The following is a 13,482-nucleotide window of genomic DNA, read 5'->3' as shown; positions in this document are numbered from 1 at the left end:
AGGTTCTCTTAAAGGCAGTATTCTACGCTAATGGCTAAGAACAAAATAAACAAAAACTGGTTGCACGACCACATTAACGATCCTTATGTACGCGCTGCCCAGAAGGATGGCTATCGCGCCCGCGCTGCCTACAAGCTCAAAGAGATCGATGAAGACGAAAAGCTGATCAAGCCCGGCCAGGTCATCGTCGACCTGGGCTGCACCCCCGGTTCCTGGGGCCAGTACACCCGCCGCAAGCTGGCGGGCAAGGAAGATGGCGGCATCAACGGCACCATGATCGGCCTGGACATCCTGCCGATGGAACCGATCGCCGACATGCACTTCATCCAGGGCGATTTCCGCGAACAGGAGGTGCTTGACCAGCTGGCCGAAGTGCTGCAAGGCCGCAAGGCGGACCTTGTTTTGTCCGATATGGCGCCCAATCTGTCAGGTATTGCCGTGGCCGACGCCGCGCGCATGGAAGACCTGATTGATATCGCCATTGATTTCAGCCAGCACCATATGAAGCCAGGTGGCGCTTTACTGGTGAAATGTTTCAAGGACATGGGATTCAGCCAGATCGTCGAGAAATTCCGCCGCGAATTCAAGACCGTGGTCCAGAAAAAACCGAAAGCCAGCCGCGATAAATCGTCCGAAATCTTCCTTTTGGGGCGCGGACTGAAAAATCCGGTGGAATAATGTTATTTTGGCCCTTGATTTGACTGGAAAAACCCACATATCCGGCGCAGGAGTGTGCACCATTGGGCCTGTCTGTAGCATGGCCCGGGTTAAACGAGTAAAATCGGATTTCTGCTACAGGTAACTGGTGCGCTCGCGCATCCAAGGAGTTTTCGTGAATAACATGTTTTCTAAATCGGCTATTTGGGTCGTCGTGGCCTTGCTGTTATTTATGCTGTTTAAGCAATTTGACAGCCACAGCATGAGCGGCGGCGTAAAGGCCATCCAATATTCCGACCTGCTGGATGAGATCAAGGCAAAGCGCATTAAAGAGGTAGTGATCGAAGGCTCCGCCATCACGGCTACCAAGCTCGACGACTCCAAGGTACGTACCACCTCCACCTTCCTGGACCGCGGCCTGATCGGCGACCTGCGCGACAACGGCGTGCGCTTCGACGTGAAGCCGCCTGAAGAGCCAGGCATCCTGCAACAAGTATTCGTTTCGTGGTTCCCGATGCTGCTGCTGGTCGGCGTATGGATCTTCTTCATGCGGCAGATGCAGGGCGGCGGCAAGGGCGGGGCGTTCTCCTTCGGCAAGTCGAAGGCGCGCATGCTGGACGAAACCAATAACACCGTGACCTTCGCCGACGTGGCCGGTTGCGACGAAGCCAAAGAGGAAGTGACCGAGATCGTCGACTTCCTGAAAGACCCGACCAAGTTCCAGAAACTGGGCGGCCGTATTCCACGCGGCGTACTGATGGTTGGCCCTCCAGGCACCGGTAAGACCCTGCTGGCGCGCGCCATTGCGGGCGAAGCCAAGGTGCCGTTCTTCTCGATTTCCGGTTCGGACTTCGTTGAAATGTTCGTCGGCGTGGGCGCATCCCGTGTCCGCGACATGTTCGAGAACGCCAAGAAGCATTCGCCTTGCATCATCTTCATCGACGAGATCGATGCCGTGGGCCGCCATCGTGGCGCCGGCATGGGCGGCGGTAACGACGAGCGCGAACAGACCCTGAACCAGCTGCTGGTTGAGATGGACGGCTTTGAAGCTTCGTCCGGCGTGATCGTGATTGCAGCGACCAACCGTGCCGACGTGCTGGACAAGGCGCTGCTGCGTCCAGGCCGTTTCGACCGCCAGGTCTCCGTGGGCCTGCCGGACATCCGCGGCCGCGAACAGATCCTGAACGTCCACATGCGCAAGGTGCCGATCAGCACCGACGTGAAAGCCGACATCCTGGCACGCGGTACCCCGGGCTTCTCCGGCGCCGACCTGGCCAACCTGGTCAACGAAGCCGCACTGTTTGCCGCGCGCCGCAACAAGCGCCTGGTCGACATGATCGACTTCGAAGATGCGAAGGACAAGATCTTCATGGGCCCGGAACGCAAGTCCATGGTGATTCGCGAGGAAGAGCGCCGCAATACCGCTTACCACGAGTCCGGCCACGCCGTGGTGGCCAAGCTGCTGCCGAAGGCTGACCCGGTCCACAAAGTGACCATCATGCCGCGCGGCTGGGCATTGGGCCTGACCTGGCAGCTGCCTGAGCACGACAATATTTCCGGCTACAAGGACAAGATGCTGGAAGAGATTTCCATCCTGTTCGGCGGCCGTATCGCGGAAGAGATCTTCGTCGGCCAGATGTCGACCGGCGCTTCCAACGACTTCGCCCGCGCCACCAAACTGGCCCGTGCCATGGTCACCAAGTATGGCATGTCCGATGCGCTGGGCGTGATGGTGTACGAAGACAGCCAGAACGACGGCTGGCTGGGCGGCGCCAACAAGACCATCTCGGAAGCGACGCAGCAAAAGGTCGATGCGGAAATCCGCACCATCCTGGATTCGCAGTACGCCCTGGCGCGCAAGCTGCTGGAAGAGAACCGCGAAAAGGTCGAAGTGATGACCAAGGCCCTGCTGGAATGGGAAACCATCGATGCAGACCAGGTGAACGACATCATGGCTGGCCAGGAGCCGCGCCCTCCGAAGGCCGGCACCACCATCCGCAAGCAGCCGGGCAGCGACGGTGGCTCCGGTTCCAACCCGAATCCGAACGCTACTGCACCAGCCTGATCAAACCCGGTAAACCTGGGTCAGACCCAAGGGTCTGACCCTCAACGGTTTCGCGGCCACGAGTATTGGTTGTGGGCTTTTGATCTTCGTCGAAAATCAAAGTCCAGAACCAACCCCGCGCCCATAGCACACCAGGGGTCAGACCCTTGGGTCTGACCCCGCCTCACCGGGTTTAAAAAAGTCATCAAACCCATGCCCCAACACAAGTTCGGCCGCTTCAACTTCCCAAGCACCAGAGCGCTGGTCATGGGCATCCTCAACGCCACCCCCGACTCCTTCAGCGATGGGGGCCAGTTCGCCAGCCTTGACTATGCGATCACCCACGCCGAGCAAATGATCCGCGACGGCGCCGACATCATCGACATCGGCGGCGAGAGCAGCCGCCCCGGCGCCCCGGCAGTGGGCCTGGACGAAGAACTGCGCCGCGTCATGCCCCTCATTTTCGCCCTGCGCGATTGCGGCAAGGCCATCAGCGTTGACACCTATAAACCGGAAGTCATGCGCGAAGCGGTCCTGGCTGGCGTCGACATGATCAACGACATCAACGGTTTCCGCGCCTCCGGCGCCATCGAAGCCGTAAAAGATAGCGATTGTGCGTTGTGCGTGATGCACATGCTTGACAATCCTACAACAATGCAATCCAACCCCGAGTACAATGACGTCGTGCGCCAAGTCACGGATTTCTTGGCCGAACGCATTGCCGTCCTGACCGCAGCAGGCATCGACAAGGAGCGCCTGTGGATCGATCCCGGCTTTGGTTTCGGGAAAACGGTTGAACACAATTACGCGCTGCTGAAAGCCGGCAAGCAGATGGTGGCCGAGCTCGGCGTGCCGCTGCTGGCAGGCTTGTCGCGCAAGTCCATGATCGGGGCGGTCACCGGCAAGCCGGTGGAACAGCGCCTGGCCGGCAGTATTGGGGGCGCATTGGCAGCAGTCGCGCACGGCGCCCAGATCGTCAGGGTGCATGATGTAGCAGAGACCGTCGACGCACTGAGAGTGTGGCAAGCGGCTCATTAAGAAAGGAAGAAGACTCAATATGGCACGTAAATATTTCGGTACCGACGGTGTGCGCGGCTTGGTTGGCCAGGCGCCGATTACCCCCGACTTCGTCATGCGCCTTGGCTATGCCGCAGGCAAAGTGCTGGCCAAGTCGGCCAACTCCGGCACTGCCCGTCCGGCCGTCCTGATCGGCAAGGACACCCGTATTTCCGGCTATATGCTGGAAGCCGCTCTGGAAGCCGGCTTCTCCGCCGCCGGCGTCGACGTGAAGCTGGCCGGCCCAATGCCGACCCCAGCCATTGCCTACCTGACGCGCGCGCTGCGCCTGCAGGCTGGCGTAGTGATCTCCGCCTCCCACAACCCATTCCAGGACAACGGCATCAAGTTCTTCTCCGACCAGGGCACCAAGCTGCCTGACGCCGTTGAGCTGGACATCGAAGCGATGCTGGAGCAGCCAATGGAATGCGTGTCGCCAGAAAAGCTGGGCCGCGCCCGCCGCCTGGACGATGCCCAGGGCCGCTATATCGAATTCTGCAAAAGCACCTTCCCATACGAGCTGGACCTGCGCGGCCTGAAGGTGGTGGTCGATTGCGCCCACGGCGCCGCCTACAATATCGCCCCGCACGTCTTCCACGAACTGGGCGCGGAAGTGGTCGCCATCGGCAACAAGCCGGACGGCCTGAACATCAACGACGGTGTCGGCGCCACCGCGCCGAAAGCCATGGCTGCCGCCGTGCTGGAGCATAAGGCCGACCTCGGCATCGCCCTGGATGGCGACGCCGACCGCCTGATCATGTGCGATGCCAGCGGCCGCCTGTACAACGGCGACGAGCTGCTGTACGTGATGGTGATGGACCGCCTGGCCAACGGCGGCGTGGCTGGAGCAGTCGGCACCCTGATGACCAATATGGCCGTCGAGGTAGCGTTCAAACAGAAGGGTATCGGCTTTGCGCGCGCCAAGGTCGGCGACCGCTACGTGCTGGAAGTGATGCAGGAAAAAGGCTGGATCCTTGGCGGCGAAGGCAGCGGCCACTTGCTGGCGCTGGACAAGCACAGCACCGGCGACGGCATCATCTCGGCGCTTCAGGTGCTGTCCGCGCTCAAGCGCAGCGGCAAGACCCTGGCCCAGATTGCCGGCGAGGTGACGCTGTTCCCGCAAACCCTGATCAATGTGCGTGTGCCGGCCGGCTTCGACTGGCAGAAGAACGCCGCTATGGTCGCGGAAAAAGAAAAGGTGGAAGCCGAGCTGGGCGATACCGGCCGCGTGCTGATCCGCGCCTCCGGCACCGAGCCTCTGATTCGCGTGATGGTCGAAGCACGCGACGCCGACAAGGCCCAGAGCATGGCGCGCCGCATCGCCGACAAAGTTGAGACGGCGCTGGCAGCGTAAAGTTGCCGCAGTGACATTGACGCATGATGCCTCGCCGGGGTATTATTCGTTTATCGGAGTGTAGCGCAGCCCGGTAGCGCACCTGCTTTGGGAGCAGGGGGTCCAAGGTTCGAATCCTTGTACTCCGACCAGGAATTTCCTTGAGCGGGTTGTCTTCGGACAACCCGCTTTTCATTTGCGGCAACGCTTTTCATCGCCTTGCCCGCGTCTCTGCCCTTAGCTCAGTTGGATAGAGCATCGGCCTTCTAAGCCGAGGGTCGCAGGTTCGATTCCTGCAGGGCAGGCCAATCAATTACAAATCAAAAGTCCAGCAAGGATTGCTGCTTTTCAGCGGCAGGTTTCTTCTTGGCGACCGGGCGTGGGTCTTCCCACGCATTCATCAGCCGGTGTGGGTAGGGATTGAGGAAGGCTCGGGCAAACTCGGGATCGCGGCAGGACAACCAGTCTCTGTAAGCCTCCGGTGGCACGACGACCAGCGTGCGCTTTTCGTCATCCGGCTTATGGAAGCGCTTGAGCAGGGGATGTTCGTCAGCGTTGATGGTGAGCTGAGTGAAGGAGTGGCTGATGCGTCCGTCCGCTTCTTCCCAGCTGCGCCACATGCCTGCCACGGCGAAGGGGCGCTTGTCGGCCATGGCGATCTGCCAGCGCACGGCCTTGCCGGATTCATAATTCGGCTCGTAAAAGCCGGTCATCGGCACCAGGCAGAGCTGGCTGGATTTCCAATATCTGCTGTAAGAGCGCAACTGGCCCACGGTTTCACTGCGGGCGTTCATGGTGGTCAATGATGGCATCGAAGCCGGCACGTGCCGGCGCGGTACGAAACCAAACGAGGCCACCACGCATTCCGGCTGGCCGTCCAGGCCAAGGCGAATGATGGGGGCGTCATAGTCTTTCCAGGTCTCGTCGGGCCATTCCAGGCCTTCCAGGTTGGACAGGTCAATGTCCATCAACTCTTGAAGCAGGTCGCGCGAAGTGGGGCGGTAATTGGTGCACATGGGGCTATGCTAACCGGAAAGGGCTTGCTAAACTACTGTATATGCATACAGTCAATCGAAAGCCGCTGACAGCTGAACAGTTGCGCGAAATCTGGCTGCGTAACCAGAATGCCGACATGCTTGCCGTGCTTTGGGAAGTCAAGCGCCTGCGCGCCCTGGTGGTGCGCGCCAGCCACTTGCACTGGACCTTCCGCGAAGAATTGAAAGGCGAGCCCTGCCTGGAGGAAGATCGTCCCTTCGCGACTTCGCGGGAGCTGCGGCGGCGCGCCAATGCGATCCGGAATGCGGACTAATGCAATAGGGCGGTCGGCCCTGGGCGAAAACGGTATTCTTGAATATCGCGCTTTCGGGAGCCGGCCATGTTTAACGGTTTTATCTTTGCCACAGGGATTGAAAACAGTTATCCAACCATCGAAGGCGGCCGCGTCCGCATGGACGAGATGGAAAAATGCGGCCATTACAAATATTGGCGCACCGATTTTGACTTGGTGGAGCAACTGGGCATTCGTGCGTTGCGTTTTGGCCCGCCGCTTCACCTGAGCTGGACGGGCTCCGGCAAATACGACTGGTCGTTCGCGGATGAAACGCTGCGCGACCTGAAACGCAGGAATATCGTCGCCATTGCCGACCTGTGCCATTTTGGTGTGCCGGACTGGATCGGCAATTTCCAGAATCCGGATTTTCCTGCCGAGTTTGCAAAATACGCCCGCGCATTTGCCCAGCGCTACCCCTGGGTACAGGTGTACACGCCTGTCAACGAAATGCAGATCTGCGCCCTGTTTTCCGGCATGTATGGCTGGTGGAACGAGCAGATGACATCCGACCGCGGCTTTGTCACCGCCATGAAGCACATCGTCAAAGCCAATATCCTGGCGATGCGTGCGATCCTGGAAGTGCGGCCCGATGCCTTGTTCATCCAGAGTGAATCAAGCGAATATTTTCACGCCGAATGTCCGGCTGCGATTGCCCAATCCGAATTTCGCAATGCCCGCCGTTTCCTGTCGCTGGACCTGAACTATGGGCGCAGGGTTGATTCCGAAATTTACGAATACCTGATGGACAACGGCATGACGCGCGAGGAGTACCACTTCTTCCTGGATAACAATCTCAAGCACCAGTGCATCATGGGTAACGATTACTACATGACCAATGAGCACCACGTGAACGCCGATGGCGCCACCCGTGCCTCAGGCGAAATTTTCGGCTATGCAGTCATCACCCACCAGTACTACAACCGCTATCGGCTGCCGGTGATGCATACCGAAACCAATTTGATGGAAGGGCCGAACGGCGACGAGGCGGTACGCTGGTTGCGCAAGGAGTGGGCGAACGTGCTCAGGGTGCGCAACAATGGTGTTCCGATTGTCGGATTTACCTGGTATTCGCTTACTGACCAAGTGGATTGGGATGTCGCCTTGCGTGAAAATCGCGGCACGGTCAATCCACTTGGACTGTTCGATTTGCAGCGCAAGATCCGCCCTGTCGGCGAAGCGTATCGTGACCTGATCCGCGACTGGTGCGCTGTCCTGCCTACCCAGAGCATCTGCCTGCGCGTGCCGATCGCGCTGCCGCAAGAACATGAAGAGGTTGCGGCGCAAGCTGCGCCCGCGCCGGACACCGATCAGCCAAGCAGCGAGGCGACGGCCGCACCCACCAATACGGATTGATCGGCTTGCTTACTGAAGGACGAGCTCCACCCGGCGGTTCTTCGCGCGGCCGGCCTCGTCTGCATTGGAAGCGACAGGCGCCAGGCTGGCCACGCCCTTGCTCGCCAGGCGGGCCGGAGCAATCTGGTATTGCTTGGCCAATGCGGTCACCACCGCCTGCGCGCGTTGCTGCGACAGGGCCTGGTTGGCGTCTAGGTTGCCCTGGTTGTCCGTGTGGCCAACGATGTAGACCTTGAGTGCGGGCTGGTTCTTCAGGAGTTTCGCCATTTCGTCCAGCTGGGTTTTGGATTCCGCAGCCTTGATTTCGGCCTTGCCGGTGTCAAAGTAGATGCCGTACAGGGCGATTTTGCCGCTGGCCTGCAAGGCGCTCCTCAAGCCATCCGCATTGACGGTCACCTGGCCGCCTTCCATTGCCTGAGGTTCGGCGATTTCGATGTAGGTGGTGGTGAAGTCGGTGTTATAAACCTTGCCGGAGTTCAGCATGACGTGGACGATCTTGCCGTCCTTGGCCAGAGTACCGTAAGTGAAGTAGAGGTCATCGGTACCAAGCATATTTGAGCCACCCAGGGAACCCATGTATTTATACAGCGCGGAGTTCTCCGGCTGACGGTCCCGGTTGGCGTGGAAATCGGCTTCCTTCATGGCCCGGTAATGGTCGTCGAATCCGTAGCGCATGTGTTCGCAACCTTTATCGCGCGGCGTGCAGCTTATCAGGGCTTTGAATCCGGCCGCCTTCAGTGCCTGTTCGTAGTTGCGATGCACTTCCAGCGGCGTCTTGCCGAGCGGGGCGAAATACACCATGCGGGTAATCTGGCCTTCCACGGTGACCGGCGCCAGGAATTCATTGTGGCTGTCCAAGCCCAGCTTGCCCGGGAAAGTCGTCTGGTCAAAGCCAACCTTCTTGTAGGCCATCATCCAGGAATTGTTGTAACGCTGGATCAGGGGATGATCTTCGCCGCCTGCCACATCCGTTGCCCAGTTGGGACCGGCGACGGCGGTGGCAGCAAATGCGAGGGAAGACAGGCAGAAGGCGGTGGCGATGCAATGGCGCGCCACTTTGGCGGACAGCAGTTTCAAGGAAGATCCTTTCGCGATGAAGTGCAACAGCACGGGGTTAAATTAACAATGATGTCAATTTTATACCATGCCGTTGCACAGCCTCGCGCGGATGAGCTGGCGCTTATTCTTCCAGCAGGCTGCGCAGCATCCAGGCAGTTTTTTCGTGCACGTCCAGGCGCTGGGTGAGCAGGTCGGCTGTCGGCTGGTCGTTGGCTTCATCCACGACCGGCAGCAGGGCGCGGGCGGTGCGCGCAGTCGCTTCCTGGGCGGTGACCAGGTGGCGCACCATGTCCATCGCCTTCGGTACGCCTGCCACTTCCTTGACTGAGGTTAGCTTGCCGAATTCGGCATAGGTGCCAGGGGCGGGGTAACCCAGGGCGCGGATACGTTCTGCGATCAGGTCCAGCGCGGTCCATTGTTCGCTGTACTGGGTCATGAACATCTGGTGCAGGGAATTGAACATGGGACCCTTGACGTTCCAGTGGAAGTTGTGGGTCATGAGGTAGAGTGAATAGCTGTCGGCCAGCAGGCGGGACAAGCCATCGGCAATGCGTGCGCGGCTATCGTCAGAGAGACCGATATCAATTTTGACTGCGTCCATCGTCCATTCCTTTCGGTTGGTTGCGTGCCTTGACGATTATTTCATGATTCCCAAAAGACTGCTGTAGTCGTCAGTCCAGGGCCGGACGCCAGTCGCCGGCGGCAGTTCATGCAGGCTGGCGAAGCGCGCCAGTTGTTCGCGCTGGCCCACCAGCACCCAGGTGGAAGCCTTGAGTCCGCGCGCCTCGTCGGAGCCGCTGGCTGCCAGAAATGCGGCGCGCTTGAATGTGTCGGCAGCCTTTTGGACGATGGGGACGAGGTTGAGGTAGCGGTTCGAAACGTGCACGGCCAGCACGCCATCGGGCTTCAGTTCGCGGAAGTAGATGGCAAAGGCTTCCCGCGTCAACAGATGCACCGGCACGGCATCGCCGGAGAACGCATCCACCGCCAGCATGTCGAATTGCTGCGATGGTTCCGCTGCCATCACCAGGCGGGCGTCGCCTGTTGCTATCTCCTTGTGGGCCGGGCAATTACGCAAGTAGGTGAAGTGTTCGTTGGCGAAGCGCTCCACCAGAGGATTGATTTCGTAGAAGCGGTATGCGTCGCCGGGCCGGCAGTAAGCGGCCATGGTGCCGATTCCGAGGCCGATGATGCCGACGTGCTGCGGGCCGCCGCGGCGGCTGGCGGCGATCGCAATGCCGGCGCCGCCCGACATCCCAAAATACGTTGTTGGCCAGCTTTGCCGCGAGGGATCAAGGAACTGGCGGCCGTGGATGATGACGCCATGCGTGAGCTGGCGAACCAGCGCTTCGCCGCTGCCGGTATCCTTGACTTTGACTGTTCCGTAAAAGTTGCGGCCTTTGATCGTCGGCGTGGATGGCGAGATTGCGTTCGCTGCCCACATCACGCCGAGCAAGGTGGTGCAAAGGATCGTCGCCTTGATGGGGCGGGAGTTCGGCGCCGGTCCTGTCTGGCGATATTGGCAAGCGGCGCCAACGATGCACACTGCCGCAATGCAGGATAAGGCCAGTTCGTAATCGTCGTTGAAGATGCGCGGTGCGACCAAGCCGGTGAATATGCCGCCGATGGCGCCGCCGAGCGCGATCATCAGGAAGTACGCGGTCAGTTGCGCAGGCGGCGGTTTCAGCCGCGCCAGTTCGCCGTGGCAGGCCATGCAATACGTGAAGACTGCGAGGCAGAACAGCAGCGTGGGCCAAACGATCCCCGAAGGCATCAGGCTCGGGTAGGTGCTGCACGCGATCAGGAGCGGCGTAAGGACGGCCATCAACGGCAGGAACAGCCTGCGGCGGTACCAGCGGGCGCTGTCAAAACAGAGGATGTAAGTCAGCAGGTAAATAACGAGGAGAATTACCCATAGCAACGGAACTGGCGCAATGTTTGCCGTGAGGTGGCTGGTGGCTGACATCAGGACCACGGTCGGAATTGCGGCAAGTGCGCACCAGAAGAGGCTGTCGCGTACGCTGGGTTTCTCCAGTGGGGCGGGGACACTCAGGACTGACTGGCTGCGGCCGCGCCTGGCCAGGGCCAGTGCCGCGCAGAATACGGCGAAGAGCGCGAAGCCGGATGACCAGAAAGCTGACATTTCCTTCAAGGTAAAGCGCGGCTCGAACAGAAAAGGGTAGCTCAGTAAGCCCAGCAGTGAAGCGAAGTTGGATAGCGCGAACAGCCGGTAGGGGACGCGGCCAGGACGCTCCTGCGCGAACCAGTGCTGCAGCAGCGGACCGGTAGTCGACAGCATGAAGTAGGGCAAGCCAATGGTCGCGGCAAGCAGGCCGAGCAACTGCATGGCTGGGTCGTCGCCAGTAACCGGCTTCCAGCCCTCGCCAGGGATGATCGGCAGCGTCATCGCGGCCAAGCCGAGCAGCCCTGCGTGCAGGAAGGCTTGCCGGCGTGATGTCAGGCAGCGGCTGCTAAGGTGGGCATACAGGTAGCCCAGTAGCAGAGTGAGCTGGAAAAACAGCATGCACACCGTCCAGGCCGAGGCCGAGCCGCCGAACCACGGCAACACCATTTTCCCGATGATGGGCTGAACCTGGAAAAGCAGGAAGGCACTGAGGAAGATTGTCCCGGCATAAAGTATGAGCATGCGAAATATTAACTCGCAATCTACCTGCGGGTTTCACTTAGTCGCCGAAAACCAACGCCCGAATCCGGCCTAAACTGCAAGAGCGATATCTCGAAAGGAGAATCTATGCAACTGATCGAACCGGGCGAAAAGGCGGAATTTGACGCGATCCTGCGTCGTCATCATCTCGCACAGTCGGACTTTTCGCTGAGCGCCATCGACACAACCGACCCCAAAACGGACGAGCTATCAGGATTGCAGGGCGAGCTTACCGTGACACGCAGGTCAACCGGCCAAACAAAGCAATACTTCATCAGCGACAGTACTTCCTGGCTCGACCTGTTCCGCCATGACATTGCAGACCGGGTCTTTCTCGGGCGGCAGAACGGCGGCACTTAACTCAAGACGAGACCGGCGGCCAGCGTCAGCATGACGGCGCCGGTCAGCCCTTCGATGCATTTCCAGGCCAGCGGACGGCCGAAGACGCCTGCCAGGCGGGTGGCGCCGAAACCCAACGCCGTGAACCACAACAGCGAGGCGGTCATGGCGCCGGCTGAAAAGCCGACGCGCTGGCCGTCCGGATAGCTGCCGCCCACAGAACCGAGCAGCACTACCGTGTCGAGGTAGACGTGGGGGTTCAGCAGGGATAGGGCGACCACACTGGCCAGTGCCTGCCGGGCATCCGGCGCTGGCGCTGCGGCGTCGACCGCCAGCGATTTGGGCGTCAGCATCGAACGCAAGCTGCGCAGCCCGTACCACAGCAGGAAGGCGGCGCCGCCCCAGCGTGCGACGGCCAACAGCAGGGGGGAGTCCTGGATCATGGCGCCGGCGCCCGCCACGCCGAACGCGATGAGCACGATATCGATTGCAATGCACGCGGCAACCGTCAGCGCCACGTGCTGGCGCTTGATGCCCATCCGCAGCACATGCGCATTCTGCGCGCCAATTGCCATGATCAGGCTCGCACCCAGTCCCAAACCATTCACGTAACTCTGCATTGTCGACTCCTGTTGTGGAGCAGGCATTGTGTCGCCGCTAGCCAGTTAAATGAAGCTGAATTAATATATTTCAGTATTGATTAATTTTGCTAAAGGAGTGTGCGTGATGATCCCGGACGCGCGACAGGGGGAGGCTCTGCTGGCCGTGGTGGATGCCGGCAGTTTCGAACAAGCTGCGGCGGCCCTGCACCTGACGCCATCGGCGGTGTCGCAGCGGGTCAGCGGGCTGGAGTCGGCGGTTGGCGCGCCCTTGCTGATCCGCAGCCGCCCGATCCGGCTGACCGGCGCCGGGCAGCGCCTTGTGCAATACCTGCGCCGCAGCCGCTTGATGGAGCAGGAATTCCTGGCTGAATTGACGGCGGAGGAAGCGATGCCGCCACGTATTCCGGTTGCAGTCAATAACGATACGTTGGGAACGTGGTTCCTGCCCGAGTTGAGCCCATTCCTGAACCGCGAAAACATTCTGCTGGAGATCATCCTCGACGACCAGGACCACACTTATTCGCTATTTGAAAAGGGTTTGGTGCTGGCGGGCGTCTCAAGTGAGCCGGAACCGATGCGCGGCTGCCGTTCGCAGCATTTGGGCTTTATGCGCTACCGTTTATTGGCCCAGCCAGCATTTGCTGCGCGCTTTTTCCCTGATGGATTCACACGCGAAGCTGCGCGCAAAGCTCCGGTCATGTTTTTCGACCGTAAAGACTCGCTGCAGGAGATATTCATTGAGCGCGAACTGGGATTGCCGCTGGGCGCCTACCCAATTCATTACGTGCCTTCCAGTGATCCATTCGTGGAATCGATCAAGCTTGGCATGGGCTATGGCATGCTGCCTCGCCAGCAATATAAAGAGCTGGTGGCTTCGGGGGAATTGGTGGATTTGGTGCCGGGAAAATACCTGGATATTCACCTTTACTGGCATTCCTGGAAGATCCAGTCGCCCAAGCTGGAACTGCTGACCGAGCAGGTGCTGGCTGCCGCAGGGCGGGCGCTGGATCGGTAGACTCGAAGCTGGCGCAATCGCGCCAGCTT

At 60.0% G+C, this 13,482-nt stretch carries 13 protein-coding genes and 2 tRNA genes; 10 read left to right on the top strand and 5 right to left on the bottom strand.

Annotated features, from left to right (window positions below):
- Window positions 1-30: 30 nt before the first annotated feature.
- From GM658_RS00325 to GM658_RS00300, 6 genes are all read left to right on the top strand, one after another.
- Entirely contained in the window at window positions 31-678 is a 648-nt protein-coding gene (locus GM658_RS00325; RefSeq protein WP_155452022.1) for an RlmE family RNA methyltransferase, read from the top strand.
- A gap of 154 nt (window positions 679-832) precedes the next feature.
- Window positions 833-2,722 carry an ATP-dependent zinc metalloprotease FtsH gene (gene ftsH / locus GM658_RS00320; RefSeq protein ID WP_170298614.1) on the top strand — a complete coding sequence of 630 codons (1,890 nt, stop codon included), beginning with the start codon at window positions 833-835 and terminating at the stop codon, window positions 2,720-2,722.
- 192 nt (window positions 2,723-2,914) lie between these two features.
- Window positions 2,915-3,739: a dihydropteroate synthase gene (folP, locus tag GM658_RS00315; RefSeq protein WP_155452021.1), complete on the top strand. Its 825-nt coding sequence runs from the start codon at window positions 2,915-2,917 to the stop codon at window positions 3,737-3,739.
- 19 nt (window positions 3,740-3,758) lie between these two features.
- Window positions 3,759-5,111 carry a phosphoglucosamine mutase gene (glmM, locus tag GM658_RS00310; RefSeq protein ID WP_155452020.1) on the top strand — a complete coding sequence of 451 codons (1,353 nt, stop codon included), beginning with the start codon at window positions 3,759-3,761 and terminating at the stop codon, window positions 5,109-5,111.
- A gap of 54 nt (window positions 5,112-5,165) precedes the next feature.
- A tRNA-Pro gene (locus tag GM658_RS00305) sits at window positions 5,166-5,242 on the top strand.
- Between the two features lie 79 nt (window positions 5,243-5,321).
- A tRNA-Arg gene (locus tag GM658_RS00300) sits at window positions 5,322-5,398 on the top strand.
- 12 nt (window positions 5,399-5,410) lie between these two features.
- On the opposite strand, the gene GM658_RS00295 is transcribed toward GM658_RS00300, so the two are convergent.
- Window positions 5,411-6,106, bottom strand: a complete 696-nt coding sequence (locus GM658_RS00295; protein WP_155452019.1) for an SOS response-associated peptidase — start codon at window positions 6,104-6,106, stop codon at window positions 5,411-5,413.
- A gap of 41 nt (window positions 6,107-6,147) precedes the next feature.
- Between GM658_RS00295 and GM658_RS00290 the strand changes: the two genes are divergently transcribed.
- Together GM658_RS00290 and GM658_RS00285 are read left to right on the top strand one after the other, a co-directional pair.
- The gene (locus GM658_RS00290) at window positions 6,148-6,399 is read left to right on the top strand and encodes a hypothetical protein (protein ID WP_155452018.1); all 252 of its coding nucleotides are present in this window, start codon (window positions 6,148-6,150) and stop codon (window positions 6,397-6,399) included.
- A gap of 66 nt (window positions 6,400-6,465) precedes the next feature.
- Complete coding sequence (locus GM658_RS00285; RefSeq protein ID WP_155452017.1) at window positions 6,466-7,773, top strand: family 1 glycosylhydrolase; 1,308 nt, start codon at window positions 6,466-6,468, stop codon at window positions 7,771-7,773.
- A 9-nt stretch (window positions 7,774-7,782) separates the two neighbouring features.
- On the opposite strand, the gene GM658_RS00280 is transcribed toward GM658_RS00285, so the two are convergent.
- From GM658_RS00280 to GM658_RS00270, 3 genes are all read right to left on the bottom strand, one after another.
- Entirely contained in the window at window positions 7,783-8,850 is a 1,068-nt protein-coding gene (locus tag GM658_RS00280) for an OmpA family protein (RefSeq protein ID WP_229416694.1), read from the bottom strand.
- A gap of 103 nt (window positions 8,851-8,953) precedes the next feature.
- Window positions 8,954-9,433 (bottom strand): Dps family protein, encoded by a 480-nt coding sequence (locus tag GM658_RS00275; protein ID WP_155452016.1) that lies wholly within the window; start codon window positions 9,431-9,433, stop codon window positions 8,954-8,956.
- A gap of 36 nt (window positions 9,434-9,469) precedes the next feature.
- Window positions 9,470-11,479: a fused MFS/spermidine synthase gene (locus GM658_RS00270; protein WP_155452015.1), complete on the bottom strand. Its 2,010-nt coding sequence runs from the start codon at window positions 11,477-11,479 to the stop codon at window positions 9,470-9,472.
- 105 nt (window positions 11,480-11,584) lie between these two features.
- Between GM658_RS00270 and GM658_RS00265 the strand changes: the two genes are divergently transcribed.
- The gene (locus GM658_RS00265; protein WP_155452014.1) at window positions 11,585-11,857 is read left to right on the top strand and encodes a transcriptional regulator; all 273 of its coding nucleotides are present in this window, start codon (window positions 11,585-11,587) and stop codon (window positions 11,855-11,857) included.
- Here the strand turns inward: GM658_RS00265 and GM658_RS00260 are convergent.
- Window positions 11,854-12,456 (bottom strand): LysE/ArgO family amino acid transporter, encoded by a 603-nt coding sequence (locus tag GM658_RS00260; RefSeq protein WP_229416693.1) that lies wholly within the window; start codon window positions 12,454-12,456, stop codon window positions 11,854-11,856. The genes GM658_RS00265 and GM658_RS00260 overlap by 4 nt on opposite strands.
- A 106-nt stretch (window positions 12,457-12,562) precedes the next feature.
- Here GM658_RS00260 and GM658_RS00255 point away from each other — a divergent pair, with 106 nt between their 5' ends.
- Window positions 12,563-13,453, top strand: coding sequence for a LysR family transcriptional regulator ArgP (locus tag GM658_RS00255; protein WP_155452423.1), 891 nt, complete (start codon window positions 12,563-12,565; stop codon window positions 13,451-13,453).
- Window positions 13,454-13,482 lie beyond the last annotated feature (29 nt).

The organism is Massilia eburnea (assembly GCF_009720745.1).
In the GTDB taxonomy this organism is placed as follows: Bacteria; Pseudomonadota; Gammaproteobacteria; order Burkholderiales; family Burkholderiaceae_D; genus Rugamonas; species Rugamonas eburnea.
This window is presented reverse-complemented; position numbering and strand designations above follow the sequence as displayed.

What these genes read in the sequence shown, in the direction of transcription:
- glmM (WP_155452020.1), top strand. Translation starts at nt 3,759, where the DNA reads ATGGCACGTAAATATTTCGGTACCGACGGTGTGCGCGGCTTGGTTGGC.
- GM658_RS00285 (WP_155452017.1), top strand. Translation starts at nt 6,466, where the DNA reads ATGTTTAACGGTTTTATCTTTGCCACAGGGATTGAAAACAGTTATCCA.
- GM658_RS00290 (WP_155452018.1), top strand. Translation starts at nt 6,148, where the DNA reads ATGCATACAGTCAATCGAAAGCCGCTGACAGCTGAACAGTTGCGCGAA.
- GM658_RS00270 (WP_155452015.1), bottom strand. Translation starts at nt 11,479, where the DNA reads ATGCTCATACTTTATGCCGGGACAATCTTCCTCAGTGCCTTCCTGCTT.
- GM658_RS00275 (WP_155452016.1), bottom strand. Translation starts at nt 9,433, where the DNA reads ATGGACGCAGTCAAAATTGATATCGGTCTCTCTGACGATAGCCGCGCA.
- GM658_RS00255 (WP_155452423.1), top strand. Translation starts at nt 12,563, where the DNA reads ATGATCCCGGACGCGCGACAGGGGGAGGCTCTGCTGGCCGTGGTGGAT.
- GM658_RS00325 (WP_155452022.1), top strand. Translation starts at nt 31, where the DNA reads ATGGCTAAGAACAAAATAAACAAAAACTGGTTGCACGACCACATTAAC.
- GM658_RS00295 (WP_155452019.1), bottom strand. Translation starts at nt 6,106, where the DNA reads ATGTGCACCAATTACCGCCCCACTTCGCGCGACCTGCTTCAAGAGTTG.
- GM658_RS00260 (WP_229416693.1), bottom strand. Translation starts at nt 12,456, where the DNA reads ATGCAGAGTTACGTGAATGGTTTGGGACTGGGTGCGAGCCTGATCATG.
- GM658_RS00265 (WP_155452014.1), top strand. Translation starts at nt 11,585, where the DNA reads ATGCAACTGATCGAACCGGGCGAAAAGGCGGAATTTGACGCGATCCTG.
- folP (WP_155452021.1), top strand. Translation starts at nt 2,915, where the DNA reads ATGCCCCAACACAAGTTCGGCCGCTTCAACTTCCCAAGCACCAGAGCG.